The following is a 26,696-nucleotide window of genomic DNA, read 5'->3' as shown; positions in this document are numbered from 1 at the left end:
GAGCGATACGAAGGAGCATACTGAAGTATGTGACGGAGTAGCGCGAGGGCGGCCAACGCAGCATCAGCACAAAAGACACAGGACAGAGCACAAAGAATTTGCCTGGCGGCTTTAGCGCGGTGGTCCCACCTGACCCCATGCCGAACTCAGAAGTGAAACGCCGTAGCGCCGATGGTAGTGTGGGGTCTCCCCATGCGAGAGTAGGGAACTGCCAGGCATCAAATTCGTTCCTTTTCCCCTGACAAGGAAAATAACAGGAACAGACGGCCATCAGCCCGTTGCTGACAGCTGTGAAAGAATCGGTGGAGCGGTAGTTCAGTTGGTTAGAATACCTGCCTGTCACGCAGGGGGTCGCGGGTTCGAGCCCCGTCCGTTCCGCCACCCTATTAGGGGCGTAGTTCAATTGGTAGAGCACCGGTCTCCAAAACCGGGTGTTGGGGGTTCGAGTCCCTCCGCCCCTGCCAGAAAACGATCCTTTGCTTCGGCAAAGGATTTTTTTTTGCCTTTAAAAAAGCAAAAAAGAAAAACCAGCTAAATCTAACTGGCCTCTGATCTTCCCTGCCTACTGTCCTGCCTGCAAATTCAGCTGTTTTGCCTGACCAGAATCGGGAATTTAAGCAACTGACGGATATGTGCCTGCTGATCGCTGTTCTGCAACCAGACAGCATAGAGCGGACGCACGGCGACGGGCGTATCCGGAATCACCATCAACTCACTGTACACACTCTGCCAGAAGTCCGGCAGAAATGCGCATGCTCCGGTGGTATGTAGCAGTTCACGGGTGACATGTGCCGACGTGGTGGTCAGTACCGGTACATCATCAGCCCCGGAGAGATAGCTCTGATGCTGATGAAAATCTGCTCCCCATTCCAGCTTGATATAATCATATTTTTCACGCTTCTCGCTCTGCCGGGCGCAGAAAAGCGCCAGTGAAATATGACCAATCTGCTGACTGGTTAACTCATCCATCTTAGGTGCTTCAGTGGTGATCAACAGATCCAGCTGGCGCTCATGGAGTTGCTTAACCAGCAGATGTCGTTGTGCCACGCGCGCTTCTAAGTGCAGGCTCTCCCGATTCTCGTAGAGCGTCTGTAGCCATGGCGTCAGATAAGCCTCCCATAGTGATGCACTGGCACCTATTGAAAGCTCATGATGCTGCTGAGTGTGAGAGACCTCCTTCTTCGCCATCATCCAGGTGCTCATCAGGCTTTCAGCATAGGGGAGCAGTCGCTCTCCGGCCGCCGTCAGACGTATGTTATTGCGATGCCGTGTAAAAAGGTTAACGCCAAGCTGATTCTCTAACTGACGGATGCGAAAACTGACAGCAGATTGCGTGAGGTAAAGTGCTTCTGCAGCACGCCCGAAATGGCGAGTTCTGCTCACTTCCAGGAAAGTTTTCAGTAATTCCGTATCCACAGCGTTCTCCCAAAAAATGTTTGTCGTATAGATTTAAATGTTTTGTTTTACACTCTGTCAAGCCTATCTAATACTCCGCGCCATTAACAGCACGGCATTAGAAAATCAGGAGCGTGTAACATGGCGGAAAGCTTCTCAACAGAGAATCGTTTCTTTGATAACAAACATTACCCGCGTGGTTTCTCACGCCACGGTGACTTTACTATTAAAGAAGCTCAGCTTCTTGAACGCCACGGTTTTGCCTTTAATGAGCTGGATTTATCAAAGCGTGAGCCTGCAACCGAAGAAGAACGTTTGTTTATTGAAGTGTGTCGTGGCGTGCGTGAGCCGCAAACGGAAGCTGAACGTGTATGGTCTAAGTATATGACCCGCATTAAGCGTCCTAAACGTTTTCATACGCTGTCTGGCGGTAAACCGCAGATGGACACCGTTGAAGACTTCACCGACAGCGACGATTAACAGAGAAGGGGCGAAAGCCCCTTTTTTATTGCAGGCTGTTATGCAGATGGATCATTAATCGATCTATCGTGCGATAGCTGAGAGCTTCCTGCAGATGATGCCGGGTGATGTCTGCTTCCCCGGCCAGATCGGCCAGGGTACGCGCCACTTTTAAAATCCGCTGCCATGCCCGTACAGATAAACCCAGCTTCTCCAGCACTGACTCCAGCCACTCCGCATCCTCTTTAGCAGGCTGACACCAGCGCATAATCTCTGCATTGTTTAAATGCGCATTTATTTTTCCTGCACGAGCCAGCTGAATGTCACGCGCTGCGACCACCCGATGACGAACCTGCTCAGATGCTTCCGCCCTGGCGCGCTGACCGCTGAGCATGCCGCTGGGGAGTAGCGGCACCTCCAGCGAAAGATCAAAACGATCAAGAAATGGGCCGGATAGCTTACTGAGATAACGCAGCACCTGCTGGGGTGAGCAGCGGTTATGCTGTCCCTGATAGTGTCCGGTTGGACTTGGATTCATCGCAGCAATCAGCTGAAACCGTGCCGGGTAGGTAACTTTTGCCCGTGCGCGTGAAATAGCGATGATGCCCGATTCTAATGGTTCGCGCAGGGAGTCCAGCACCTTGCGATCAAATTCCGGTAATTCATCCAGAAACAGCACGCCGTTATGCGCCAGGGAGATCTCACCGGGCCGTGGCAGTGAGCCGCCGCCAATCAGAGCATAGAGAGAGGCGCTGTGGTGAGGTGACCTGAAAGGCCGGGTGCGCCACTGTCGGTGCAGGGTATTGCTGTTCACCAGGCTGGCGATTGCCGCGCACTCCAGTGCTTCCTGATCGCTTAAGGAGGGCATGATGCCGGGCAACCGGGTAGCGAGCATGGTTTTACCGGTGCCAGGGGGCCCGATCAGCAACAGGTTGTGCCCGCCAGCCGCAGTGATCTCCAGTGCTCTGCGTCCTTGTTCCTGACCAATGATATCAGCGAGATCGTCAGCAGGTGCATCGCCCTGATGCTCAGGATATTGGGCTGTTGGTAATATGAGTTCATTGCGCAGAAAGGCGCACACTTCGCTGAGGTGAGAGGCAACCAGCGACGAGCCCTGACGGATTAGCCCGGCATCACACTGATTCTCAGCGGAGAGGACCAGCTGTCGTCCAGCCTGAATGGCTACCATGGCCGCTGGAATCGCGCCCTGTACACCGCACAGTGCACCGTCGAGTGCCAGCTCACCCAGAAACTCATAGTGTGTCAGCTTGTCGGCAGGAAGCTGCTCAGAGGCCACCAGAATGGCAATCGCCATAGGTAAGTCATACCGCCCGCCCTCTTTGGGTAAATCTGCGGGTGCCAGATTGATGGTGACGCGTTTTGCCGGGAAGGCAAAACCGCTGTTGATAATGGCGCTGCGTACCCGCTCACGCGCCTCTTTCACCGTGGTTTCAGGCAGCCCCACCAGCGTTAACGCAGGCAGTCCGTTACTGATGTGTGCCTCGATGGTCACCAGCGGGGCTTCCACTCCCAGCGCTGCCCGGGTCAGAACTTTTGACAATGACATACTCGCTCCTTGTTACCGTCAGTCTGGTGACAGCATCAAAGGAAAGCCAGGGCATCATCAGCACTATTCGGGTCATTGCACAACCTATCAGAAGTTTTTTCACAACCTGTTAAAACGCTGCGTGTCTGCGCGCAAATTCACCAAAAAATTATTACGTCAGTAAAGTGATGAATAATTATCATCATGTAATTATTTCTTGTATTACAAATTGATAGACCGCGATTTAGCGCCAGGCGCTAAAAAAACTCTGTAAAAAAAGTTGTGTCATGCCCCCTGACTATGATAACTCTGTAGGCATTACTTCGAACAAGCGAAAGAATTGAACAACACATGAAAGCCCTTCTACAAGTGATTAGCCTGGTCGTGATTAGCGTGGTGGTGGTTATTAACCTACCGTGCGGGGCAACGCTTGGAGAAAGAAAGGCTTAAAAATCAAGCCTCGAATCCGAAAAAACCCCCGCACCGAAAGGTCCGGGGGTTTTTTTTCGACCAGAGGAAATATCAGTAAATCCACAAGGAACAAACAATGAACAGTAGCATAAAATTCTGTTGTTCCGGTCAGGACACAGGAGAATAGCGATGACAGGTGCACAGTGGGTAGTTCAGGCTTTACGCGCGCAGGGTGTTAATACCGTATTCGGTTACCCTGGCGGCGCAATCATGCCGGTATACGACGCGCTCTACGACGGCGGCGTGGAACACCTACTGTGTCGTCACGAGCAGGGCGCTGTGATGGCGGCGATCGGTTATGCGCGCTCAACCGGCAAAACCGGCGTCTGTATCGCCACCTCTGGCCCTGGCGCGACAAACCTGATTACCGGCCTGGCAGATGCCATGATGGATTCGGTTCCGGTCGTGGCAGTAACCGGTCAGGTCACCTCGGCCTTCATCGGCACCGACGCCTTTCAGGAAATCGACGTGCTGGGCTTGTCGCTGGCCTGCACCAAACACAGCTTCCTGGTCGAATCGTTAGATGAGCTGCCCGCCATCATGGCAGAAGCCTTTGCGCTGGCGCAGTCAGGCCGTCCGGGTCCGGTACTGGTGGACATTCCTAAAGATATTCAGATTGCGCAGGGAGAACCTGCCCCGCATCTGGTTCCGGTAGAAGAGGGAAGCGCGCTGCCGCATCAGGCGATTCAGGAAGCACGCGCACTGATGGCGCAGGCCAGAAAACCAATGCTCTATGTTGGTGGAGGCGTTGGCCTGGCACAGGCTGTTCCGGCACTGCGCGCGCTGGCAGAAGAGACCGGCATCCCGGCAGTGGCCACCTTAAAGGGGCTGGGCAGCGTAAACCCCCACAGCGAGGTGTATCTCGGCATGCTGGGGATGCACGGTACTAAAGCCGCCAACCTGGCGGTGCAGAGTTGTGACTTACTGATCGCGGTCGGCGCCCGTTTCGATGACCGCGTGACCGGCAAGCTGGACACCTTTGCCCCCCATGCCAGCGTAATTCATCTCGATATCGATCCCGCTGAGTTAAACAAATTACGTCGTGCACACGTCTCTCTGCAGGGTGATCTCAACGAACTGCTGCCCGCCCTGAGTCAGCCTCTGCATATCAACGCCTGGCGCGATGAGATGAAAGCGCTTAAGGCCAGTCACCCATGGCGCTACGACCATCCGGGCGAAGCGATCTATGCACCGCTGTTGCTGAAGCAGCTTTCCGATCGCAAACCGGCCAATACCGTAGTGACCACCGACGTCGGTCAGCACCAGATGTGGACGGCGCAACACATGGCATTCAGCGCGCCAGAGAACTTCATCACCTCCAGCGGCTTAGGCACCATGGGTTTTGGTTTACCCGCCGCCATCGGTGCGCAGGTTGCACGCCCGGAAGATACGGTTATCTGTGTCTCGGGCGATGGCTCCATCATGATGAACATCCAGGAGCTGGGCACTATCAAGCGCGGCAAGCTGCCGGTCAAAATCGTGCTGCTGGATAACCAGCGTCTGGGCATGGTGCGTCAGTGGCAGCAGCTGTTTTTCGATGGCCGCTACAGTGAAACCAATCTGTCCGACAACCCCGACTTCCTCACGCTGGCCAGCGCTTTCAATATTCCCGGCCAGCGCATTACCCGTAAAGATCAGGTCGACGCCGCCCTTGATGCTCTGCTGAACAGCGAAGGTCCTTACTTCCTGCATGTTGCAATTGATGAGCATGAAAACGTCTGGCCACTGGTACCGCCGGGTGCCAGCAATGCAAACATGATGGAGAAAACTGTATGAACCAGCATCAATTGTCTATCGAAGCCCGTTTCCGCCCTGAAATATTGGAGCGCATTTTACGCGTAGTGCGTCACCGCGGTTTTCAGGTCTGTTCTATGAACATGGCCTCAGTCGCCAACGCAGAAAACATTAATATTGAAATGACCGTTGCCAGTCAGCGTTCCGTCGATTTACTGTCTTCGCAGTTAAGCAAATTGATCGACGTTGCATGCGTTCAGATTCAACAACAGACAACACAACAAATCCGCGCTTAGCCGCGAGAGGGAATAACAATGAGCACGAAGAAAGCAGACTTTATTTGGTTCAATGGCGAGATGGTTAAGTGGGAAGAGGCGAAGGTCAGCGTCATGTCCCACGCGTTGCACTACGGTACGTCGGTATTTGAAGGCGTGCGCTGCTACGACTCTCACAAAGGACCGGTTGTGTTCCGCCATCGCGAACACATGCAACGTCTGCACGACTCCGCCAAAATCTACCGCTTCCCGATTAAAAGCAGCGTTGATGAGCTGATGGAAGCGTGCCGCGAAGTCATCCGCGTGAACAAACTGAAAAGTGCTTATATCCGTCCGCTGGCCTTTGTCGGCGATGTGGGCCTGGGCGTGAACCCGCCAGACGGCTTCACCACCGACGTGATCATTGCGGCGTTCCCGTGGGGCGCATACCTGGGCGCTGAAGCCCTGGAGAACGGCATCGACGCCATGGTCTCCTCATGGAACCGCGTAGCACCGAATACCCTGCCAACCGCCGCTAAAGCGGGCGGTAACTACCTCTCCTCACTGCTGGTGGGCAGCGAAGCCCGTCGTCACGGCTATCAGGAAGGGATTGCGCTGGATACCAATGGCCTGATCTCAGAAGGTGCAGGCGAAAACCTGTTTGAAGTTAAAGATGGCGTGCTCTTTACCCCGCCATTTACCTCTTCAGCACTGCCGGGCATCACCCGCGATGCCATCATCACGCTGGCGCGCGATATGGGCATTGAAGTGCGTGAGCAGACCCTGTCGCGTGAATCTCTCTATCTGGCTGACGAAGTCTTTATGTCTGGCACCGCGGCAGAAATTACACCGGTGCGCAGCGTTGACCGCATTCAGGTCGGCGAAGGCAAACGTGGCCCGGTGACCAAACGCATCCAGGAGGCCTTCTTTGGCCTGTTCACCGGCGAAACCGAAGACAAATGGGGCTGGTTAGATCCGGTTAACCCATAATCAGATACAGCGCGGGCGTCATCTGACGTCCGCGAGCTTATTCTTACTGGAGTAAATAGAGTATGCCTAAGTACCGTTCCGCCACCACCACCCACGGCCGCAATATGGCGGGTGCCCGTGCCTTATGGCGCGCGACAGGAATGACCGACGACGATTTCGGCAAGCCGATTATCGCTGTGGTTAACTCATTCACCCAATTTGTGCCGGGCCACGTTCACCTGCGTGATCTTGGTAAACTTGTCGCCGAGCAGATCGAAGCGGCAGGCGGTGTGGCTAAAGAGTTCAACACCATTGCGGTGGATGACGGTATTGCCATGGGTCATGGCGGCATGCTGTATTCACTGCCGTCGCGTGAGCTGATTGCTGACTCGGTCGAGTACATGGTCAACGCCCACTGTGCTGACGCCATGGTCTGCATCTCTAACTGCGACAAAATCACCCCGGGTATGCTGATGGCGTCATTGCGCCTCAATATTCCGGTGATCTTCGTTTCAGGCGGACCGATGGAAGCGGGTAAAACCAAGCTTTCTGACCAGATCATCAAGCTGGATCTGGTAGATGCGATGATTCAGGGTGCCAACCCGAACGTCAGCGATGCCGACAGTGAGCAGATCGAACGCTCTGCCTGTCCGACCTGCGGCTCCTGCTCCGGTATGTTCACCGCCAACTCGATGAACTGCCTGACTGAAGCACTCGGTCTGTCGCAGCCTGGCAACGGTTCACTGCTGGCTACGCACGCCGATCGCAAAGAGCTGTTCATCAATGCCGGTAAGCGCATCGTAAGCCTGACCAAGCGCTATTACGAGCAGGATGATGTCAACATGCTGCCGCGTAACATCGCGAACAAGGCCGCTTTTGAGAACGCCATGATGCTGGATATCGCCATGGGCGGTTCCACCAACACCGTGCTCCACCTGCTGGCAGCCGCACAGGAAGGCGATATCGACTTTAATATCTCCGACATCGATCGCCTGTCACGCAAAGTGCCTCAGCTCTGTAAAGTGGCGCCAAGCACTCCGAAATACCATATGGAAGATGTGCATCGCGCGGGTGGCGTGTTCGCCATTCTCGGCGAGCTGGATCGTGCCGGCCTGTTCGACAGCAGCGCCCGTAATATCCTGCAGCAGACCATGCGTGAAACGCTGGATCAGTACGACATCATGCTGACCAAAGATCAGGCGGTAAAAGATATGTTCCGCGCGGGTCCGGCGGGTATTCGTACCACCCAGGCGTTCTCACAGAACTGCCGCTGGGACACGCTGGATGATGACCGTGCCGAAGGCTGTATCCGTACCCGTGAAAATGCTTACTCGCAGGATGGCGGTCTGGCCGTGCTCTACGGCAACATCGCAGAAGATGGCTGTATCGTAAAAACCGCAGGCGTAGACAAAGAGATCCTGACCTTCACCGGTCCGGCCAAAGTCTATGAAAGCCAGGATGACGCCGTTGAAGCGATTCTGGGCGGCAAAGTCGTTGCGGGCGATGTGGTCGTCATTCGCTACGAAGGTCCAAAAGGCGGGCCAGGCATGCAGGAGATGCTCTATCCGACCACTTATCTGAAATCGATGGGGCTGGGCAAAAGCTGCGCGCTGATCACCGATGGTCGTTTCTCTGGCGGTACGTCGGGCCTCTCTATCGGTCACGCCTCGCCTGAAGCAGCCAACGGTGGCACCATTGCGCTGGTCAAAGATGGCGACACCATCGAAATCGATATCCCTAACCGCGGTATCAAACTCGCCGTACCGGATAACGAACTGCACGCCCGTCGTGAAGAGCAGCAGGCACGTGGCGATGCGGCGTATACGCCGGTCAATCGTCAGCGTGAAGTCTCCTTTGCGCTGCGTGCCTACGCATTACTCGCGACCAGTGCTGACAAAGGCGCCGTCCGCGATAAGAGCAAGCTGGGAGGCTAACGATGGCCGAGTCTCAACCGCTACCCGAGGCGCCTTGTGGCGCCGAGTATTTGCGCGCAGTGTTGCGTTCACCGGTGTATGAAGTGGCACAGGTGACGCCGCTGCAGGTTATGGAAAAAATCTCATCGCGTCTCGGCAACACCATTCTGGTGAAGCGGGAAGATCGTCAGCCGGTGCACAGTTTCAAGGTGCGCGGTGCCTACGCGATGATTGCCGGTCTGAACGAAGAGCAGAAAGCGCGCGGCGTGGTGACGGCGTCAGCCGGTAACCATGCGCAGGGCGTGGCGCTCTCCGCCACTAAGCTGGGGATCAAGTCACTGATTGTGATGCCGCTGGCGACGGCAGACATCAAGGTTGATGCGGTGCGCGCATTTGGCGGTGAGGCTTTCCTGTTCGGGGCCAACTTTGACGAGGCGAAAGCCAAAGCGATAGAACTCTCTGAACAGCGCGGTTACACCTTCGTGCCGCCGTTTGACCATCCGGCCGTCATTGCCGGACAGGGCACGCTGGCGATGGAGCTGCTGCAACAGGATGCGCATCTCGACCGGGTCTTTGTCCCGGTTGGCGGTGGAGGTCTGGCAGCCGGCGTCGCGGTGCTGATCAAGCAGCTGATGCCGCAAATCAAAGTGATCGCGGTGGAGTCAGAAGATTCAGCCTGCCTGAAAGCAGCGCTGGAGGCGGGTCATCCGGTCGATCTGCCGCGCGTCGGGCTGTTTGCCGAAGGGGTCGCGGTGAAACGGATTGGCAGCGAAACCTTCCGGCTCTGTCAGGAATACATCGATGACATCATCACCGTCGACAGCGATGCCATTTGTGCCGCAATGAAAGATCTCTTTGAAGATGTCCGTGCTGTGGCGGAGCCCTCTGGCGCGCTGGCGCTGGCGGGCATGAAAAAGTATATCCAGCAGCACGGGATCAAAGGCGAGCGGCTGGCGCATGTGTTATCCGGGGCCAACGTCAATTTCCACGGCCTGCGCTACGTTTCTGAGCGCTGCGAGCTGGGCGAACAGCGTGAAGCGCTGCTGGCCGTAACGATCCCGGAACAGCAGGGCAGTTTCCTGCGTTTCTGCCAGACGCTGGGTGGACGGTCGATTACCGAGTTCAACTACCGCTACGCCGATGCGGACAAAGCCTGCATCTTTGTTGGCGTACGACTGACGCGCGGCGTGGAAGAGCGCAGCGAGATCATCAGCGAGCTCACCAGCGGCGGTTATCAGGTGGTCGATCTCTCGGATGATGAGATGGCGAAACTGCACGTGCGTTACATGGTGGGCGGACGTCCTTCTAAACCACTGCGTGAACGCCTCTTCAGCTTTGAATTCCCGGAGGCACCCGGCGCGTTGCTGAAGTTCCTGCAAACGCTGGGCACCCACTGGAATATCTCGCTGTTTCATTATCGCAGCCACGGCACCGATTATGGCCGTGTGCTGGCCGCTTTTGAACTTGGCAGCGATGAGCCACGCTTCGAAGAGCATCTCACCGATCTGGGTTACGACTTTCATGACGAAAGCCAGAACCCGGCATTCCGCTTCTTCCTGTCAGGCAACTGATTACAGCTGGCTCCAGAAAGCACTGATCAGCGGCTCTCCGAGCCGCTTTTTTTGCACGCAGATGCCGAGTTCGAACGGCGCAACCGAGTCAATATTCTCCAGTAGCAGCACGCGGTTACGCACCGGATCCGGGCTGTTTTCCAGCACCACATCCGGTAAAAGTGCAATACCGCAGCCCAGCGCCACCATCGAAACAATCGCCTCATGCCCCGAGACCGTGGCGTAAATCACCGGATTCGGGATGCGCTGGCGGCGGAACCAGAGATCGATACGTCGCCGTGCCGGTCCCTGCACCGGCAGGATAAACGGAATTTTTGACCAGTCGGGCTGCGGCTGTGTTGCCTGGGTACGAACGGCACAGGGCAGTGCAGGCGCGATCAACACCAGCGGGATCAGCCCCAGTGGCATAAAATCAATGCTGGCGGGCAGCGTTTCAGGACGGCCGGCAATGGCCAGATCGGCATCGCCGGAGTGCACTTTTTCCACCGCATCCGCGGCATCGCCGGTATCCAGTTTGATTTCGACCTGCGGATGTTCAGCCCGAAAGCGGTCGAGGATGGGCGGCAGATGACTGTAGGCCGCCGTCACTGAGCAGAACAGGCGCAGCTCGCCGCTGAGCGACGGACCGTTAAGATCCATCACATGGCGCAGTTGCTGATACTGCAACAGCGTCTGCTGGGCAAACTGGCGCAGGCGTTCGCCCGCTTCTGTCAGCGTCACGGTGCGGTTATCGCGCAGAAACAGCGCATGGCCGACATCTTCTTCAAGCCGCTGGATCTGGCGTGACAGCGTGGAAGGGCTGACGTGCATAGCACGCGCAGTGCGCCCGAAGTGGCAGCTTTCTGCCAGATGAAGAAACAGTTTCAGATCCCGTAAATCCATGTGCGCGTCGCCTCTGGGTGGTGTTGCATTTATTGCAATGTGACGTTGTTAATATATCAATTTAAGCAACAGAATTCCTGTCATATGATGGGGTCATTCGCGGCGCTGCATGACACGCCGTTCCTGAACAAAAAAAGCAAACACAACCTTACCGGAGTACCCATGGCTAACTATTTCAACACATTGAACCTGCGCAACCAGCTGGCGCAATTAGGCAAGTGCCGTTTCATGGCACGCGATGAATTCGCGGATGGTGCCAGTTTCCTGAAAGGCAAAAAAGTCGTTATCGTTGGCTGTGGTGCGCAGGGCCTGAATCAGGGTCTGAACATGCGTGATTCCGGTCTGGATGTGGCCTATGCACTGCGTGCTGAAGCAATTGCGGAAAAACGCCCTTCATGGCGCAAAGCGACCGATAACGGTTTCAAAGTGGGCACCTACGAAGAACTGATCCCGCAGGCTGATCTGGTGGTTAACCTGACGCCAGACAAGCAGCACTCCGCTGTAGTTCAGGCTGTTCAGCCGCTGATGAAAGATGGCGCTGCGCTGGGCTACTCGCACGGTTTCAACATCGTTGAAGTGGGCGAAAGCATCCGTAAAGATATCACCGTGGTCATGGTGGCACCGAAGTGTCCGGGTACAGAAGTTCGTGAAGAGTACAAACGTGGCTTTGGTGTACCGACGCTGATCGCGGTTCACCCGGAAAACGATCCAAAAGGCGAAGGCATGGCGATTGCCAAAGCCTGGGCAGCAGCAACTGGCGGCGATCGTGCTGGCGTGCTGGAGTCCTCTTTCGTTGCTGAAGTGAAATCTGACCTGATGGGTGAGCAGACCATCCTGTGCGGCATGTTGCAGGCTGGTTCACTGCTCTGCTTCGACAAGCTGGTGGCTGAAGGCACTGACCCGGCTTACGCAGAAAAACTGATCCAGTTCGGCTGGGAAACCATCACCGAATCACTGAAGTTTGGCGGCATCACACTGATGATGGATCGCCTCTCTAACCCGGCTAAACTGCGCGCTTATGCGCTGTCAGAGCAGCTGAAAACCATCATGGCACCCCTGTTCCAGAAACACATGGATGACATCATCTCCGGCGAATTCTCTTCCGGCATGATGGCGGACTGGGCCAACGATGATAAAAACCTGCTGACCTGGCGTGAAGAGACCGGCCAGACCGCGTTCGAAACCGCTTCACAGTATGAAGGCAAAATCGAAGAGCAGGAGTACTACGACAAAGGTGTGGTGATGGTTGCGATGGTTAAAGCGGGCGTTGAGCTGGCGTTTGAAACCATGGTAGACGCCGGCATCATTGAAGAGTCTGCTTACTACGAATCACTGCATGAGCTGCCGCTGATCGCGAACACCATCGCCCGTAAGCGCCTGTATGAAATGAACGTGGTGATCTCCGATACCGCCGAATATGGTAACTACCTGTTCTCCTTCGCCGCGGTGCCGCTGCTGAAAGAGTTCATGACCACGCTGCAGCCAGGCGATCTGGGTAAAGCGGTAGAAGGCACGCAGGTTGATAACGCGCAGCTGCGTGACGTTAACGAAGCGGTTCGCCAGCATCCGATTGAAACCGTTGGCCGTAAGCTGCGTGGCTACATGACCGACATGAAGCGTATCGCTGTCGCGGGCTAATTACCGTCATCACAGTTTTCAGCAAAACAAACCCCGGCTTGCCGGGGTTTTTTGTTGGTGAACAACGGCTGGACGGTTCTCTGTGAGACCGTGCCTGCACTGCTGTGAGACAGTGCAGGCACATGGAATACGGTCAGATCGGAAAGACGCAAAACCGCCATCCATGGCATGCTCGGCCCGCGCGATTACGCACCTCATCCCTGAGGTGCGCCCGTTTCCGGGCCAACGCTTTGCGTTGTTCAAAAACGCTCCCGGCGTTTTTGTCCCTGGCGCGGGACGCTTTCCTCTTCTGACCGTATTCCCTGTGCCCTTAAGCTTCTTTATTGCTGCCAGTATCAATACGCCTTTCAGCGAGGTCCGGTTTTTTCAAACAGAAAGCTAACCCGCTTAAGGCGTATGCTCCCTGAGCCTGTCGCCTGATATTGTTTAGCCCTTCAGAGCGATTGTACTCTGTGAGCCTGCTCCATAAAAAAACCCGGCAGCCGCCGGGTTTTCACTGACCTTCATCCAGCCGGATTAAACGTCATACAGCGTCTGATTACGCGTCTCTTTACAAGCGAGCAATGCAATCAGCGTCAGCACGGCCATCGACGCCAGATAAAGTCCCACCGCCTGCAAACCATAATGCGCATTCAGCCAGGTCGCGATATAAGGCGCAACAGAGGCACCCAGAATCGATGAGAGGTTATAAGAGAACGATGCGCCGGTATAACGCACTTCGGTCGGAAACAGCTCCGGCAGCAGGGCGCCCATCGGACCAAAGGTCAGGCCCATAATGCTCAGACCCAGCAACAGGAACGCCATCACCAGCGCCTGCGATCCGGAACCGAGCATCGCCGGGAACAGGAACGAAAACGCGATAATCATCAGCGTAATGGTAATCATCGTCTTGCGGCGACCAAAACGGTCAGCCAGCAAACCGGCAATCGGCACCATCACTCCAAAGCCAATCACCGCCAGCATCAGCATCCACAACATACTATTACGCGGAATACCCAGACCGGCCGGTGCTGCCGTAGTGCCGTAGCTCATCGAATAGACGGTCATGATATAGAACAGCGTATAGGTCGCCAGCATGATAAAGGTGCCGAGAATGGTGGCAGTCAGATGCTTGCTCAGCAGCGCTGCAATGGGCACCCGAACCTGCTTCTTCTCTTTCTGTACTTTGGCAAACACCGGACTCTCATGCAGCGAAACGCGCACATACAGGCCAATCAGCACCAGCACGGCGGAGAGAATAAACGGCACGCGCCAGCCCCACTGCATAAACTGCTCGTCGGTCAGCAGCCACGAAAGCAGCAGAAAAGTGCCGTTAGCGAAGAAAAAGCCAATCGGCGCACCCAGCTGAGGGAAGGAACCGTAAAGCGCACGCTTCTTCGCCGGGGCATTTTCCGTCGCCAGCAGCGCCGCGCCACCCCATTCACCACCCAGTCCCAGTCCCTGACCAAAACGCGCCAGCGCCAGCAGCAACGGAGCCATCACGCCGATGGTTTCATAGCCGGGCAGCAGACCAATCACCACGGTGGAGATCCCCATGGTCAGCAGCGAGGCAACCAGCGTGGCTTTGCGACCCACGCGATCGCCAAAGTGACCAAACACGGCGGAGCCAATCGGACGCGCGATAAAGGCGATAGCAAAGGTGGCCAGCGACTGTAGCGTCGCGACCGTGGCATCACCCTGCGGGAAGAAAATGTGCGGGAAAACAATCACTGCAGCAGTGGCATAAATATAAAAGTCGAAGAACTCGATGGCCGTTCCGACCAGCGAGGCAATCACCACTTTACTGCGTGAGTTAACCGGCGTGGGATCCTGCTGTTTGTCGAGCGTGTCTGTGAGGGAGGCTTGCATAACTGTTTCTTATTTGTAAATACAGACAAAGAATCTTACGCATCTGCCAGAGCGCATTCAATGAAGAAAACCCGCGCCGCGTCTGGCTTCAGCGGGCAAAAAGAGGATAATTTCTGAGGTGCGACGAATGTCGGGTGATACCGGGGTAATCCGGACGATATCTGGCGGGATACTCTACGAAAGGGCTAAATAAAAGTGACCCCTCAGCTATTCATCCTGTTATCTGGTTAAAAAATAGCCGAGGGGTGATATTTTCCGCTGTTGTTAACGGATTACGATGATTTGTGTCGTGACGCGCTGCCCGCTTCAGGCATTTGTGGGTCGTCTTTATATTTGGCGGTGGCGATCCACGCCGCACAGAACAGCGTCAGACGGGCGAAGAAGTAGAAAAACGCCATCAGGCCAAGCACGGAACCAAAGGCCGCACCAGAAGGCGAGGTCGCCAGCTTCGGCAGCGTCAGCGTCATCACAAACTTGATCACCTCAAAACCGATTGCCGCCAGCAGAGTGCCGCGGAACAGTGCTTTCTTACGCGGCTTGTGACGAGGCAGGATCCAGAAAATCCACAGGAACAGCAGATAGTTAGCCATAACGGAAATCGAGGTGGCAATAATGGTCAGGGCGGGCCGTAACCAGTCGATACCATCCAGTCCCAGTGCGCTGACGATCATTGCCTGCGCCGAACCGGCTACCGAGGTCAGCGACAGCGTAATCACCAGCGCCAGCATCAGACCGGTCAGCGACAGGAAATCGCGAATATAACGCTTCCAGATCTTCTCTTTGTCATCCGGTTTGCGTTCCCACACGTCGCGCGACTGGGCACGAATCGCTTCGCGCAGGTTACCCATCCAGTTAAGACCGGAGTAGAGCGCCAGCAGTAAACCGGTAATACCCACGGTGGCACGCTGCTGAATGGCGGTATTTACCGTATTCTTCAGCGTGGTGGCCAGCGTCGGGTCGCTGATGCTGCTGACGATTTTGTTGATGATATCGGTCAGCAGATCCTGGTTCGATGCCAGCACAAAACCCACGGCGGCAAACGACACCATCAGAATGGGGATCAGCGATAAAAAAGAGAAATAGGTAATGGCCGCGCCAAACTGGCTGCCGAGCCGATCGTTAAAGCGGTCAAGGGCGCGAATAAAATGCGCCACTGCCGGGATCGCCTGAAACCAGGCGGCAAAACGCGACACGCGCACTATCGAATGATCAACCGTCTCGTTGCCGGTTTTAATATCGATAAGCGGCTTTTGCGGCTGCGTATCCTGCGGGTTTTCCTGCTTGTCTGTCATAGACCTTCACTGTCCTGTTTATCATTAAAATCAAAGTATAGCCGCTCAGGTGACGTACTCCTGTAACACCTGACTCAGCCACTCCATAAAAACCCGCACGCGACGCGCCACATTGCGCCGGTGCGGATAGAGCAGGTGGATCGGCATCGGTCTGGCGGGAAAGCGATGCAGCACTTCTACCAGCTCGCCTCTTTCCAGTAATGTCTGAATTCCGGCGGCAGGCACCTGAATAATGCCTAACCCCGCCAGACAGGCGGCGCGATAGGTTTCGGTGCTGTTCACGGTGACCACACCGCCGGTGTGAACATAGTGACACTGCCTGCCATCAAAATATTCAAAACCCGGTGAGGCCTGACCCAGTTGCTGGCTGTAATGCACCATCGCATGCTGCGACAGCTCTTCCAGCCGGATCGGCATGCCGAAACGCGAAAGGTAGCCAGGGCTGGCGCAGTTGATCAAGGTATGGGTACCAATTTTTCGCGCAATCAGGCCAGAATCTTTGAGCTCACCGACGCGGATTACGCAGTCAAACCCTTCCCGGATCACATCTACCTGACGGTCGCTGCTGCTCAGCTCAATCTCTACGCCGGGGTAGTGCTGCAAAAATTCCGGCAGCCGTGGCAGGATAAAACTGGTGGCCATGGCCACAGACATATCAATCCGGAGTTTACCGCTGAGCGAGGCAGGCTCGTGCTGGAACAGGCTGTCCATATCGTCAATCATCGACAATAAATCCAGACAGCGATCGTAATAGACCAACCCGTCCTGGGTTAGTTGCACCCGGCGCGTGGTGCGATGCAGCAAACGTGTTGCCATTTGATTCTCCAGCGCCTGTATCTGCCGCGAAACGCTGCCTTTGGGGACACCTAAACTCTCTGCCGCGCGGGTAAAACTGCCCATTTCGGCCACCCGCACAAACACCTGCATTGCGTGAATTTTGTCCATGTTGTTCACCGATTGTTGTTTTTATTGAAACAGTGATGCGCATTTAACACTGTTTATAGATCAATAATTCGCGAATATCCTTAACCTGTGTTCAATTTTTCAACAGGTGCGAGAGATGAATCAGAAAGTGGCGTTAATTACCGGTGCAAACCGCGGTTTAGGCCGTAATGGCGCGTTAAAACTGGCGGCCAGGGGGACAGACATTATCCTGACTTACCGCAGCCATGCCGATGAGGCACAGACGGTGGTGAAGGAGATCGAGGCGCTGGGGCGACGTGCAGTGGCGCTGGCGCTGGACGTCGGCGAAACCGGTCAGTTCGATCGCTTTGTCGGCCAGGTGAAAGAGGCACTGCAACAGCAGTGGCAGCGTGAGCGTTTTGACTATTTAGTGAACAACGCCGGACACGGACACTACAAACCATTTACCGACACTACCGAGGCGGAATTTGATGCGCTGGTTAATGTGCATTTCAAAGGGCCTTACTTCCTGACCCAGAAGCTGCTGCCGCTGATCAACGACGGTGGCCGCATCCTGAATATCTCCAGCGGTCTGACCCGGCTGATCTATCCTGGCTCCTCGACCTATGCGTCGATGAAAGGGGCGATGGAAGTACTGACGCGCTACCAGGCGAAGGAGCTGGGCGAACGACGCATTCGCGTCAATATCCTGGCACCTGGCGCGATAGAGACCGACTTTGGCGGGGGCCGGGTACGCGATACTCCCGAGATTAACCATCAGATTGCCGGGCTGACGGCGCTGGGCCGGGTCGGACTGCCGGATGATATCGGCGACGCCATCAGCGCGATCCTCAGTGACGAAACCGGCTGGATCACCGCTCAGCGTATTGAAGCCTCAGGCGGGCAGGGGATTTAACCGCTGGTGGCGTCGCGGAAAGCACCCCGCGACGTCGCCGCCGCCTTTTACAGCGTAATGGTGCCATCGATGACGGTAACGGTATTACCGCCAATCCAGATGGTTTCACCATTAAAGGTTACGTTCACCCGACCGGCACGCTGCAGGGCAGTACCCTGACGCACGCGATAGGAGGTGGTATGGCCTGCGGCTGCAAAGTAACGCGCCAGACAGGCGTTGGCGCTGCCGGTCACCGGATCTTCGGTCAGGCTGCCATTTTCCACCAGCAGGCCACGCACTTCATACTGTTCATGCTCGCCCGAGGGCAAACGGCCAAAGGGCATCACGCCCGAGACACCCGCATGTTTAATCAGGCGCTGCAAATCGCTGACATTGGGCTGCAGCGCCAGCACGGCCTCGGCGCTGACCATCGGCACCAGCAGCCAGCGGATACCCATATCCACCACGGTCGGGCTTTGCGTCAGATCGAATGCATCGCTGTTTAAGGCGTTACCCATCAGCGCATCCTGCCATGGCATCAGGGTGGCAGCTGGCGCGGCAAAGGCCAGTCCGCCCGTCTCATTAATCTTCACCGTCACGTTACCGACGCCGCACTCCTGCACGATTTCACCCGGCGTACGGGTTGGCCAGCCCGCCTCCAGCAGCGCGTGTGCGGTGCCCAGCGTCGGATGACCGGCAAACGGCAGTTCGCCTTCCACGGTAAAAATACGCACCCGGTAGTCCGCCTCTTCATGTTGTGGCGGCAGCACAAAGGTGGTTTCCGACAGGTTAGTCCAGCGGGCAATCGCCGCCAGCTGGCTGTCGCTCAACCCCTGAGCATCCATAATCACCGCCAGCGGATTGCCATTAAAGGCTGCTGAGGTAAACACATCGACTTGCTTAAACGCGACCTTCATGATGACTCCTTGCGATTGGGTTCAGTGCGGCCTTTTCTCTGCCGGATGATTGCTTATAACAGCTAACAGCGTTATCAATAAGTTAAAGATTTTACCGGAGACTGTGAATGCTAACGATCCTGGGACGCGCCTCCTCAATCAACGTGCGCAAAGTATTATGGCTGTGTGACGAGCTTGACCTTGATTACCAGCGCGAAGAGTGGGGCGATGGATTCCGCTCAACGCACCTGCCCGAATTTATGGCACTTAATCCCAATGCGATGGTGCCGGTACTGAAAGATGATGACTTTGTGATGTGGGAATCCAACGCCATCCTGCGCTATCTGGCGAATGCCTATGGCGGCGAGTGGCTCTATCCTCATCATCCGCAAACGCGTGCGCCTGTCGATCAGTGGATGGACTGGCAGTCCACTGAACTCAACACCTCATGGCGCTACGCATTTATGTCGCTGGTGCGAAATTCACCGGCTCATCAGGATCCACGTTTGCTGGCCGCGGCCAGCAAAGGCTGGGCACACACCATGAGCATTCTCAATCAGCAGCTGGAAAAAACCGGTCGTTACGTTGCCGGACGTAATTTCACACTGGCAGACGTTCCGATTGGTCTGGCGGTGAACCGCTGGTTTGAAACCCCGCTCGAACACCCTGATTATCCGGCGGTACGCACCTATTACGAACGTCTGACTGAACGCCACGGCTATACCGTCTGGGGCCGCAACGGTACACCCTGAGCCTCGCCGCAGGATACTCCCGCCAGTTCACAGGCAATTTCGCCCGCGCGTCTGATCGCCCAGCTATAGCGCGCATCAAACGGATAGCAACATGAGAGGCGCAGTGCATGGTTGTAGCGCTCGCTCAGCGAATAGAGCGCGCCGGGCGTGACGCAAATCTGCTCCTGCAGCAGCCGATCAAACATCTCGGTGGTATTTACGCCGCCCGGTAACTCGACCCAGAAGACGAAGCCACCGCGCGGCAGCGTCGCGCGGGTGCCCTCCGGGAAGTAGCGGGCGATCAGCCCCCGCGCCTCATCCAGGTTGGCCGCGTAGCGACGGCGCAGCGTGCGCAGATGGTGGTCATAACCGCCGGAAGCAAGAAACTCCGCCAGCGTTTCAGAGAGCAGGGCGGATTCTGCCATCGACGACACCGCTTTCAGTCGGGCAATCGCATCATGAAAACGGCCAGCGGCGGTCCAGCCAATACGGAAATCAGGTGCCACGGTTTTGGTGAAGCTGGTGCAGTAGATCACCCAGCCGTCGCGATCAAAGGCTTTTACCGCGGGCGAGAGCGGCCAGTCGAACTGCAACTCGTCATACAGCCCATCTTCTATCAGCGGAAAGTGGTAAGTATTCACTAACTTCGCCAGCCGCTTCTTGTTCTCCAGCGACATGCCGCAGCCCAGCGGGTTCTGCGCGCTCGGCATCGCAATCAGCGCCTTAATTCGCTGCTCCTGAAGCAGCATCTCCAGCGCATCCAGCGACAGCCCATGCTGCGGATCGGTGGGGATTTCCAGCGCCTTAAGGCCCAGTGAAGCCAGCAGCGGGAAGAGGAAAAAGTAGGTCGGCGACTCCAGTCCGACGCAGTCGCCGGGCTGCGTGACCGCCCGCAGCGCCAGCTGAAGCGCCTCCATGCAGCCGTGGGTCAGGGTGATCTCATCGGCGGTGAGCGTCTGTCCGGCGTGCAGCGCCCGTCGCGCAATCTCCTCCCGTAAGCGCTCACTACCGGGCGGAAGCGCATAGCGCCCAATCATGTTCGGATGACGGCGCAGCAGTGAGGCAGTAATCCGGGCAATACGCGCCGCAGGAAACAGCTCGCTATCCTGGGGGCAGGCCAGGGAAATATTGATGTAGTCGGGATGGTTCTGCGCCGCAAATACCTTGTCGATCAGGTCGAGCTTGCTGCTGCTGGGGTCGCGTACCCGGGTTTTATGCTGACCATGGCGGGTCACGGCGGGCAACACGCCGCGCACGTAATAGCCCGACTGGGGGCGCGCCTCAATCAGCCCGCGATCTTCCAGCAACTGCCAGGCATTCAGTACCGTATTGACGCTGACCTGATGTGACTGGGCGACGCGGCGGATCGCCGGCAGGCGTTTGCCAGGTTTCAGCGTGCCCTGATGGATAGCCTCAGCGAAGCTGTCTGCCAGCTGCTGATAGAGCGGCTGTTCGGAAGTAGGAGCAAGGGACACAGTAGCCTCCGGAGTGGATGGGTACAATTGCAGTTAACAGGAACTGTAACCATAACAATAGTGATTTTGTGTCACTGTTACCATCCCTTTTGCCGCCGTAGCATAGAACTCTGTCTGTTTTCAGGAGAGTCACCATGCTCGATCCCTCTTTCTTCAGTTACGTTACCGTCATGTCGATTACGCCAGGCCCGAACAATCTGCTGCTGGCGACCTCAGGCGTCAATTTCGGCATGCGCCGCACGCTGCCGATGGTGTTTGGCATACTGGTAGGTTGTGCGCTGCAAACGGTGATCGCCGGCGTCGCACTGGAGGTCTTACTGCACTGGATGGCGGCGATTCGCCTGCCGCTGACGCTGGCAGGCTGTGCCTATCTGTTGTGGCTGTCATGGAAGATTTTCCGTGCGGCAGCACCTGAAGCGCGCAGCAAGCCGCAGCCCATGACGCTGCTGGGCGGTGCCTGTTTCCAGGCGATCAATCCCAAAGCCTGGCTGATGGCGACCAATGTGGCGCTGTTGTACAGCGCCAGCAGCGGCGTGCTGACGGTGATGATCGGCTTTATGCTGCTGAACCTGCCCTGCATTCTGATCTGGGCTGCGCTGGGCGATCGCCTGCGCAGCCATCTGCAGGTTGCCTGGAAGCGTCAGTTATTCAACAGCCTGATGGCGCTGTCGCTGGTGGCGACTACCATCTGGATGCTGACCGACGCCTTGCTGGCCGCTTAATCGGGTGCACCTGGTGCTGTGGCCGACGGCCATTTCCAGTTCTGCACCTCCGGCACATCTTCACCGTGTTCACGCACATAGCGATGATGCTCAGCGATGCGCTCCTGCAGATCGTCCAGCAGCTCAGGATGCGCATCGGCCAGGCCAGGCACGCGAAGAATCGCCTCCTGCGCCAGATGATAGCGGTCAAGCTCGTTCAGCACCGTCATATCAAATGGCGTGGTGGTGGTTCCCTCTTCATTGAAGCCGCGCACATGGAAGTTGCGGTGGTTGGTACGCGAATAGGTCAGGCGATGTATCAGCGTCGGATAACCGTGGAAGGCGAAGATCACCGGTTTATCCTGAGTAAACAGCGCGTCGAATTCCGCATCAGATTTGCCATGCGGATGCTGATCCTGCGGCTGCAGCGCCAGCAGATCGACCACGTTCACCACGCGGATACGCAGTTCGGGCAGCATACCGCGCAGCAGATCCACCGCCGCCATCGTCTCCATGGTCGGCACATCACCGGCACAGGCCATCACCACATCCGGCTCCGCATGCTCTGGGGTGGTGCCCGCCCAGCGCCACTCGCCCATGCCCGCTTCACAATGGGTTACCGCACTCGCCATATCCAGCCACTGCGGCGCAGGCTGCTTGCCCGCCACAATCACATTGATGCGGTCCCAGGTGCGCAGGCAGTGATCGCCAACCCACAGCAGCGTATTGGCATCGGGCGGCAGATAGATGCGCACAATGTCCGCTTTTTTATTGGCAACGTGATCGATAAAGCCAGGATCCTGATGGCTGTAGCCATTGTGATCCTGTCGCCAGACGTGCGAAGAGAGCAGATAGTTCAGCGACGAGATCGGCTTACGCCAGCCCAGTTTACGCGACACTTTCAGCCACTTGGCGTGCTGGTTAAACATCGAATCGACGATGTGGATAAAAGCTTCATAACAGTTAAACAGCCCGTGGCGGCCGGTCAGCAGATAGCCCTCAAGCCAGCCCTGACACTGATGCTCACTGAGAATTTCCATCACCCGGCCATCACGCGCCAGCTGCTCATCGTAAAGCTCAGTACGTTCCAGCCAGGTACGGCTGGTCACGTCGAAGACCGGCGTCAGGCGGTTAGAGGCGGTTTCATCCGGGCCAAACAGGCGGAAATTATCGCGGTTGCGCTGGAACAGCACGCTGAGATAGCGGCCCAGATGCTCAGTGGCCTGCGCCATCTGTGCGCCTGGCTCGCTGACATCGCAGGCAAACTCCGCGAGTTCAGGCGCATCCAGCTCACGGCGCAACAGGCCACCATTGGCATAAGGCGAAGACCCCATGCGTTTATCACCTTCCGGTGCCAGCGCCTGCAGTTCCGGCTTTAAGCGACCCTGTTCATCAAACAGGTCGTCTGGCTGATAACTCCGCATCCACGTCTCAAGGATCTGGCGATGTCCTTCATCTTCACGACAGGCCGCGACCGGCACCTGATGCGCCCGCCAGAAATCTTCCACTTTCTTGCCGTCGACCGTTTTGGGGCCGGTCCAGCCTTTGGGGCTGCGCAGGATAATCATTGGCCAGCGCGGCACCCCGGTGGTGGCTTTACCCTGGCGCGCCTCGCGCTGATAAGCGGCGATTTTACTGAAGGCACTATCCAGCGCCTCCGCCATCAGCGGATGCATTTTTTCAGGCTCATGCCCGCAGACGAACAGCGGCTCATAGCCGTAGCCACTGAACAACTGGTGCAAATCTTCATCGCTGCTGCGACCCAGCAGCGTCGGGTTGGCGATTTTGTAGCCATTGAGGTGCAGAATCGGCAGGACCGCGCCGTCACGTTCAGGATTCAGGAATTTAATGCCGTGCCAGCTGGAGGCCAGTGGACCGGTCTCCGCTTCGCCGTCGCCAATCACGCAGGGTACAACCAGTTCGGGATTATCGAAGGCCGCGCCAAACGCATGGGAGAGTGAATAGCCCAGCTCACCGCCTTCATTAATCGAGCCAGGCGTTTCCGGTGCCGCGTGACTGGGAATGCCCCCCGGAAAGGAGAACTGTTTGAACAGACGCTGCATGCCCGCCGCATCCTGCGTGATGTGCGGATAAATCTCGCTGTAGCTGCCCTCAAGCCAGGTATTCGCCACCATGCCGGGGCCGCCATGTCCTGGTCCGCAGATGTAGATCATATCCAGGTTTTGCTTCCGGATAACGCGGTTGAGGTGGGCATAGATAAAATTCAGGCCTGGCGTAGTGCCCCAGTGACCCAGCAGACGCGGTTTAATGTGTTCAGGCCTGAGTGGCTCACGCAACAGCGGGTTATCCATCAGGTAAATTTGTCCGACGGAGAGGTAGTTTGCTGCCCGCCAGTAGCGGTCGAGCAGCGTGAATTCCGGTGAAGCAGGGGAGTAAGACATGCAGTTTCCTCCTGATCGTGCAGCTAAAAGATGCCTTAACCCTAATAGAGAATGCCCGGATCGACCAGGTAACCGACCAATAAAAAAGGCCCCGCAGTGCGGAGCCTTTTTATCAATGGCGCTGAATTATTTGCCGACGACGAACGCGGTTTCCCGTCCTTCATCGTTTGCTGCCATCGGGGTAACCGGCGAATAGTCGAGCTGCAGAATCCGGCTGGTTTCGGCTAACACTTTCTCTGTCAGCGCTACGTCGCCGTTCAGCTTACGTCCCCAGGATGGGATCACCGCACGGATTTTGTTCTGCCATTCCGGCGAAGCCATCTGCTCAGGACAGACCTTGTGCAGCAGCTCCAGCATGATCGGTGCCGCCGTAGAGGCGCCAGGCGATGCACCCAGCAGTGCTGAAATCGAGCCATCCTGTGAGGCGACCACTTCGGTGCCCAGACGTAACACGGCGCCCTCTTTCTCATCTTTCTTGATGATCTGCACACGCTGACCGGCAGTCACTAAGCGCCAGTCCTCCTGCTTCGCCTGCGGCACATAGGCGCGCAGGGCGTCCATCCGGTCGCGATCGCTTTGCAGCACCTGATCCATCAGATATTTCACCAGATCAAAACTTTTCAGCCCCACTTTCACCATCGGCAGCATATTGCTGCTGTTCAGTGAGGTGAACATATCCATCAGCGAACCCTGCTTCAGGAACTTAGTCGAGAAGGTGGCGAACGGGCCAAACAACAGCACCTGCTTGCCATCCAGCACGCGGGTGTCGACGTGCGGCACGGACATCGGCGGCGCACCGACGCTGGCTTTGCCATAGACCTTGGCCATGTGCTGCGCGACGACCTGCGGATTTTCCGTTACCAGGAATGAACCGCCCACCGGGAAACCAGCGTAACCGTTGGCTTCCGGGATGCCAGCCTTCTGCAACAGCGGTAACGCCGCGCCGCCAGCACCGATAAATATTCTACCCGCCGTCAGTGTGCGACGCGTGCCGCTGTTCAGACACTGCAGCGTTACCTGCCAGCGACCGTCGGCGAGCTGCTTCAGCTCACGCACTTCCTGGCGCAGACGCAGCTGGAAATTCGCTTTCTTCTCTAATGAGGCGATCAGCTGACGGGTGATTTCACCGAAGTTCACATCGGTGCCCATCTCCGTCCAGGTCGCGGCCACTTTCTGGCTGCGGTCACGGCCATTCATCACCAGCGGGATCCAGCGGGCAATCTGCTGCGGATCTTCGGAGTAGGCCATGCCACGGAACAGGGTGCTTTTCTGCAGCGCCTTAAAGCGCTTGCGCAGGAAGTCGACATTGTCGTCACCCCAGACAAAGCTCATGTGCGGCGTGCTGTGAATAAAGCTTTTAGGGTTGCGCAGGTTGCCTTTCTGAACCTGATAAGCCCAGAACTGGCGGGAAATCTGGAACGATTCGTTGATCGTTACCGCTTTAGAGATGTCGATGCTGCCATCCGCCTGCTGAGGCGTATAGTTCAGCTCTGCCAGCGCCGCATGACCGGTGCCCGCGTTATTCCAGCCGTTGGACGACTCTTCGGCCACGCTATCCAGCCGCTCCACCATTTCGATGGACCAGTCCGGCTCTAAATCCTGCAGCCACGCGCCGAGGGTGGCGCTCATCACACCTGCGCCAATCAGCAGCACGTCAACGTCTTTGCGCTCCTGCGCGGTAGTAGTGGTGTCCTTTGCCATGGCACTCATCGCGAGCGCAAGGTTTACAGCTGAATTGCACATGAGGCGACATCTCCTCTTCTGTTGACCTGAAGCCCAACAGTTTTGCAGGCGAAATAGTCACGCTTCTTACGAGCGCGTTGCGCTATTTCTCAAAGGTTAAGTCTCAGGTATAGGGTTAAAGCGGTAATAACGCGTTAACTGCACGTTATGCTTTGTCATCTGAATATAACATTCTCGCATCTGAATTAAACATTTGTTTATTTTTTAAATGCAGAAATGATTCAGCATTAGAATTAATCATCAGGGCCAGCGGCGTATTAGGGGTTTTTTAGTGTGAAGTCAGTGGGTTAACGGAAATGGCATGTTGCTGAAAAGCCCCATGCTGGTGCAACGACGGAATGAATATGAACCGTGCGGAATTATTTAATCCGCTGAAATTTAGCGATTTATTATGCAGCAAGGAATAACGGGAATCGGGAGCAGAGCGCCTGAAAGGCTGCTTGTGTAAAAATAATGTTACATTTTTGTGAGTCTGAAAATGCGTGCACATCGGCGCACGCATCGGATTCACTTATGACAGACTGGCGCTGGCGGGCAACTTTTTCAGACTTATCGCCATGCGGTTGTAGGTGTTCATCAGACCAATCGCGATGTTCAGATCGACAATCTCTTTTTCACTGAAGTGCGCTTTCAGTGCGGTATAGCGGTCGTCTGGCGCACCCTGCTGAGCAATCAGGGTCAGGCATTCAGCCCAGTACAGGGCAGCCTTCTCTTTATCACTGAACAGCGTACCGGATTCCTGCCAGACCGAGGTCAGCACGATCTTATCCCAGCCCATGCCCGACTTATTCAGTGCTTTGGTATGTAAATCAATGCAGTAGGCACAGCCATTAATCTGCGATATGCGCAGGAACAGCAGTTCCAGTAAAGTGAGCGGCAGATCGGTTTGTGCCAGATAACTGTATACGCCGCCCAGCGCTTTCATGCCTGCCGGTGCTGCACTGTGAAAATCGATACGTTCGCTCATCTTATTGCCTC

At 56.2% G+C, this 26,696-nt stretch carries 22 protein-coding genes, 2 tRNA genes and 1 rRNA gene; 14 read left to right on the top strand and 11 right to left on the bottom strand.

The window, feature by feature from the left end; all coding sequences use genetic code 11:
• Positions 1-101 precede the first annotated feature (101 nt).
• The 3 genes from rrf to PAG01S_RS19170 all read left to right on the top strand — a co-directional run bounded on the left by rrf (position 102) and on the right by PAG01S_RS19170 (position 464).
• Positions 102-217, top strand: a 5S ribosomal RNA gene (rrf, locus tag PAG01S_RS19180).
• A gap of 87 nt (positions 218-304) precedes the next feature.
• Positions 305-381: transfer RNA gene (locus PAG01S_RS19175), tRNA-Asp, on the top strand.
• Positions 382-388: 7 nt separating this feature from the next.
• Positions 389-464, top strand: a tRNA-Trp gene (locus tag PAG01S_RS19170).
• A gap of 118 nt (positions 465-582) precedes the next feature.
• On the opposite strand, the gene hdfR is transcribed toward PAG01S_RS19170, so the two are convergent.
• On the bottom strand, positions 583-1,416 hold the full coding sequence (hdfR, locus tag PAG01S_RS19165) for an HTH-type transcriptional regulator HdfR (RefSeq protein WP_010253571.1): 834 nt from the start codon (positions 1,414-1,416) through the stop codon (positions 583-585).
• A 120-nt stretch (positions 1,417-1,536) separates the two neighbouring features.
• On the opposite strand from hdfR, the gene PAG01S_RS19160 reads away from it, so the two are divergent.
• Entirely contained in the window at positions 1,537-1,875 is a 339-nt protein-coding gene (locus tag PAG01S_RS19160; RefSeq protein ID WP_010253568.1) for a MaoP family protein, read from the top strand.
• 25 nt (positions 1,876-1,900) lie between these two features.
• On the opposite strand, the gene PAG01S_RS19155 is transcribed toward PAG01S_RS19160, so the two are convergent.
• Complete coding sequence (locus PAG01S_RS19155; protein WP_062759591.1) at positions 1,901-3,421, bottom strand: YifB family Mg chelatase-like AAA ATPase; 1,521 nt, start codon at positions 3,419-3,421, stop codon at positions 1,901-1,903.
• A gap of 330 nt (positions 3,422-3,751) precedes the next feature.
• Between PAG01S_RS19155 and ilvL the strand changes: the two genes are divergently transcribed.
• The 6 genes from ilvL to ilvA all read left to right on the top strand — a co-directional run bounded on the left by ilvL (position 3,752) and on the right by ilvA (position 10,312).
• Positions 3,752-3,850: an ilv operon leader peptide gene (gene ilvL, locus PAG01S_RS22320; protein WP_072101316.1), complete on the top strand. Its 99-nt coding sequence runs from the start codon at positions 3,752-3,754 to the stop codon at positions 3,848-3,850.
• A gap of 150 nt (positions 3,851-4,000) precedes the next feature.
• Positions 4,001-5,647 carry an acetolactate synthase 2 catalytic subunit gene (gene ilvG / locus PAG01S_RS19150; protein WP_062759590.1) on the top strand — a complete coding sequence of 549 codons (1,647 nt, stop codon included), beginning with the start codon at positions 4,001-4,003 and terminating at the stop codon, positions 5,645-5,647.
• On the top strand, positions 5,644-5,901 hold the full coding sequence (gene ilvM, locus PAG01S_RS19145) for an acetolactate synthase 2 small subunit (RefSeq protein WP_008926359.1): 258 nt from the start codon (positions 5,644-5,646) through the stop codon (positions 5,899-5,901). Before ilvG ends, ilvM begins: the two co-directional genes overlap by 4 nt.
• 18 nt (positions 5,902-5,919) lie before the next feature.
• Complete coding sequence (locus tag PAG01S_RS19140; RefSeq protein WP_010253558.1) at positions 5,920-6,849, top strand: branched-chain amino acid transaminase; 930 nt, start codon at positions 5,920-5,922, stop codon at positions 6,847-6,849.
• Positions 6,850-6,911: 62 nt separating this feature from the next.
• Positions 6,912-8,762 carry a dihydroxy-acid dehydratase gene (gene ilvD, locus PAG01S_RS19135; protein WP_010253556.1) on the top strand — a complete coding sequence of 617 codons (1,851 nt, stop codon included), beginning with the start codon at positions 6,912-6,914 and terminating at the stop codon, positions 8,760-8,762.
• Positions 8,763-8,764: 2 nt separating this feature from the next.
• Positions 8,765-10,312 carry a threonine ammonia-lyase, biosynthetic gene (ilvA, locus tag PAG01S_RS19130; protein ID WP_010253553.1) on the top strand — a complete coding sequence of 516 codons (1,548 nt, stop codon included), beginning with the start codon at positions 8,765-8,767 and terminating at the stop codon, positions 10,310-10,312.
• Here ilvA and ilvY read toward each other — a convergent pair whose 3' ends face one another.
• Complete coding sequence (gene ilvY, locus PAG01S_RS19125) at positions 10,313-11,194, bottom strand: HTH-type transcriptional activator IlvY (RefSeq protein WP_008926355.1); 882 nt, start codon at positions 11,192-11,194, stop codon at positions 10,313-10,315.
• A 162-nt stretch (positions 11,195-11,356) separates the two neighbouring features.
• Here ilvY and ilvC point away from each other — a divergent pair, with 162 nt between their 5' ends.
• Positions 11,357-12,832 (top strand): ketol-acid reductoisomerase, encoded by a 1,476-nt coding sequence (gene ilvC, locus PAG01S_RS19120; RefSeq protein WP_010253551.1) that lies wholly within the window; start codon positions 11,357-11,359, stop codon positions 12,830-12,832.
• Between the two features lie 516 nt (positions 12,833-13,348).
• Here ilvC and PAG01S_RS19115 read toward each other — a convergent pair.
• The 3 genes from PAG01S_RS19115 to PAG01S_RS19105 all read right to left on the bottom strand — a co-directional run bounded on the left by PAG01S_RS19115 (position 13,349) and on the right by PAG01S_RS19105 (position 16,917).
• Complete coding sequence (locus tag PAG01S_RS19115) at positions 13,349-14,680, bottom strand: MFS transporter (RefSeq protein WP_010671462.1); 1,332 nt, start codon at positions 14,678-14,680, stop codon at positions 13,349-13,351.
• A 272-nt stretch (positions 14,681-14,952) separates the two neighbouring features.
• Positions 14,953-15,972 (bottom strand): inner membrane protein YhjD, encoded by a 1,020-nt coding sequence (yhjD, locus tag PAG01S_RS19110; protein WP_010671463.1) that lies wholly within the window; start codon positions 15,970-15,972, stop codon positions 14,953-14,955.
• A gap of 45 nt (positions 15,973-16,017) precedes the next feature.
• On the bottom strand, positions 16,018-16,917 hold the full coding sequence (locus PAG01S_RS19105) for a LysR family transcriptional regulator (protein WP_010253546.1): 900 nt from the start codon (positions 16,915-16,917) through the stop codon (positions 16,018-16,020).
• A 115-nt stretch (positions 16,918-17,032) separates the two neighbouring features.
• Here PAG01S_RS19105 and PAG01S_RS19100 point away from each other — a divergent pair, with 115 nt between their 5' ends.
• Positions 17,033-17,791: an SDR family NAD(P)-dependent oxidoreductase gene (locus tag PAG01S_RS19100; RefSeq protein ID WP_010671464.1), complete on the top strand. Its 759-nt coding sequence runs from the start codon at positions 17,033-17,035 to the stop codon at positions 17,789-17,791.
• 47 nt (positions 17,792-17,838) lie between these two features.
• Here the strand turns inward: PAG01S_RS19100 and PAG01S_RS19095 are convergent, their stop codons facing one another.
• Entirely contained in the window at positions 17,839-18,687 is an 849-nt protein-coding gene (locus tag PAG01S_RS19095; RefSeq protein WP_010253539.1) for a PhzF family phenazine biosynthesis protein, read from the bottom strand.
• Between the two features lie 107 nt (positions 18,688-18,794).
• On the opposite strand from PAG01S_RS19095, the gene PAG01S_RS19090 reads away from it, so the two are divergent.
• Positions 18,795-19,418, top strand: coding sequence for a glutathione S-transferase family protein (locus tag PAG01S_RS19090; RefSeq protein WP_062759589.1), 624 nt, complete (start codon positions 18,795-18,797; stop codon positions 19,416-19,418).
• Here the strand turns inward: PAG01S_RS19090 and PAG01S_RS19085 are convergent.
• Positions 19,385-20,872, bottom strand: coding sequence for an aminotransferase-like domain-containing protein (locus PAG01S_RS19085; protein ID WP_062759588.1), 1,488 nt, complete (start codon positions 20,870-20,872; stop codon positions 19,385-19,387). The two genes, PAG01S_RS19090 and PAG01S_RS19085, sit on opposite strands and share 34 nt — an antisense overlap.
• A gap of 134 nt (positions 20,873-21,006) precedes the next feature.
• Here PAG01S_RS19085 and PAG01S_RS19080 point away from each other — a divergent pair, with 134 nt between their 5' ends.
• Entirely contained in the window at positions 21,007-21,594 is a 588-nt protein-coding gene (locus PAG01S_RS19080) for a LysE family translocator (RefSeq protein WP_062759587.1), read from the top strand.
• Here the strand turns inward: PAG01S_RS19080 and PAG01S_RS19075 are convergent.
• From PAG01S_RS19075 to PAG01S_RS19065, 3 genes are all read right to left on the bottom strand, one after another.
• On the bottom strand, positions 21,591-23,975 hold the full coding sequence (locus PAG01S_RS19075) for a phosphoketolase family protein (RefSeq protein ID WP_062759586.1): 2,385 nt from the start codon (positions 23,973-23,975) through the stop codon (positions 21,591-21,593). The two genes, PAG01S_RS19080 and PAG01S_RS19075, sit on opposite strands and share 4 nt — an antisense overlap.
• Positions 23,976-24,101: 126 nt before the next feature.
• On the bottom strand, positions 24,102-25,718 hold the full coding sequence (mqo, locus tag PAG01S_RS19070; protein WP_062759585.1) for a malate dehydrogenase (quinone): 1,617 nt from the start codon (positions 25,716-25,718) through the stop codon (positions 24,102-24,104).
• Positions 25,719-26,229: 511 nt separating this feature from the next.
• Positions 26,230-26,685, bottom strand: a complete 456-nt coding sequence (locus PAG01S_RS19065; protein ID WP_062759584.1) for a carboxymuconolactone decarboxylase family protein — start codon at positions 26,683-26,685, stop codon at positions 26,230-26,232.
• Between the last annotated feature and the right edge of the window lie 11 nt (positions 26,686-26,696).

It is taken from the genome of Pantoea agglomerans NBRC 102470 (genome assembly GCF_001598475.1).
Lineage (GTDB): Bacteria > Pseudomonadota > Gammaproteobacteria > Enterobacterales > Enterobacteriaceae > Pantoea > Pantoea agglomerans.
The sequence above is the reverse complement of the archived record's forward strand: the minus strand, read 5'-3'. Positions and strand labels throughout refer to the sequence as shown.

What these genes read in the sequence shown, in the direction of transcription:
- ilvA (WP_010253553.1), top strand. Translation starts at nt 8,765, where the DNA reads ATGGCCGAGTCTCAACCGCTACCCGAGGCGCCTTGTGGCGCCGAGTAT.
- ilvG (WP_062759590.1), top strand. Translation starts at nt 4,001, where the DNA reads ATGACAGGTGCACAGTGGGTAGTTCAGGCTTTACGCGCGCAGGGTGTT.
- PAG01S_RS19160 (WP_010253568.1), top strand. Translation starts at nt 1,537, where the DNA reads ATGGCGGAAAGCTTCTCAACAGAGAATCGTTTCTTTGATAACAAACAT.
- ilvC (WP_010253551.1), top strand. Translation starts at nt 11,357, where the DNA reads ATGGCTAACTATTTCAACACATTGAACCTGCGCAACCAGCTGGCGCAA.
- ilvL (WP_072101316.1), top strand. Translation starts at nt 3,752, where the DNA reads ATGAAAGCCCTTCTACAAGTGATTAGCCTGGTCGTGATTAGCGTGGTG.
- mqo (WP_062759585.1), bottom strand. Translation starts at nt 25,718, where the DNA reads ATGTGCAATTCAGCTGTAAACCTTGCGCTCGCGATGAGTGCCATGGCA.
- PAG01S_RS19105 (WP_010253546.1), bottom strand. Translation starts at nt 16,917, where the DNA reads ATGGACAAAATTCACGCAATGCAGGTGTTTGTGCGGGTGGCCGAAATG.
- PAG01S_RS19090 (WP_062759589.1), top strand. Translation starts at nt 18,795, where the DNA reads ATGCTAACGATCCTGGGACGCGCCTCCTCAATCAACGTGCGCAAAGTA.
- PAG01S_RS19140 (WP_010253558.1), top strand. Translation starts at nt 5,920, where the DNA reads ATGAGCACGAAGAAAGCAGACTTTATTTGGTTCAATGGCGAGATGGTT.
- PAG01S_RS19080 (WP_062759587.1), top strand. Translation starts at nt 21,007, where the DNA reads ATGCTCGATCCCTCTTTCTTCAGTTACGTTACCGTCATGTCGATTACG.
- PAG01S_RS19155 (WP_062759591.1), bottom strand. Translation starts at nt 3,421, where the DNA reads ATGTCATTGTCAAAAGTTCTGACCCGGGCAGCGCTGGGAGTGGAAGCC.
- PAG01S_RS19100 (WP_010671464.1), top strand. Translation starts at nt 17,033, where the DNA reads ATGAATCAGAAAGTGGCGTTAATTACCGGTGCAAACCGCGGTTTAGGC.
- PAG01S_RS19075 (WP_062759586.1), bottom strand. Translation starts at nt 23,975, where the DNA reads ATGTCTTACTCCCCTGCTTCACCGGAATTCACGCTGCTCGACCGCTAC.
- yhjD (WP_010671463.1), bottom strand. Translation starts at nt 15,972, where the DNA reads ATGACAGACAAGCAGGAAAACCCGCAGGATACGCAGCCGCAAAAGCCG.
- ilvY (WP_008926355.1), bottom strand. Translation starts at nt 11,194, where the DNA reads ATGGATTTACGGGATCTGAAACTGTTTCTTCATCTGGCAGAAAGCTGC.
- ilvM (WP_008926359.1), top strand. Translation starts at nt 5,644, where the DNA reads ATGAACCAGCATCAATTGTCTATCGAAGCCCGTTTCCGCCCTGAAATA.
- ilvD (WP_010253556.1), top strand. Translation starts at nt 6,912, where the DNA reads ATGCCTAAGTACCGTTCCGCCACCACCACCCACGGCCGCAATATGGCG.
- PAG01S_RS19095 (WP_010253539.1), bottom strand. Translation starts at nt 18,687, where the DNA reads ATGAAGGTCGCGTTTAAGCAAGTCGATGTGTTTACCTCAGCAGCCTTT.
- PAG01S_RS19115 (WP_010671462.1), bottom strand. Translation starts at nt 14,680, where the DNA reads ATGCAAGCCTCCCTCACAGACACGCTCGACAAACAGCAGGATCCCACG.
- PAG01S_RS19065 (WP_062759584.1), bottom strand. Translation starts at nt 26,685, where the DNA reads ATGAGCGAACGTATCGATTTTCACAGTGCAGCACCGGCAGGCATGAAA.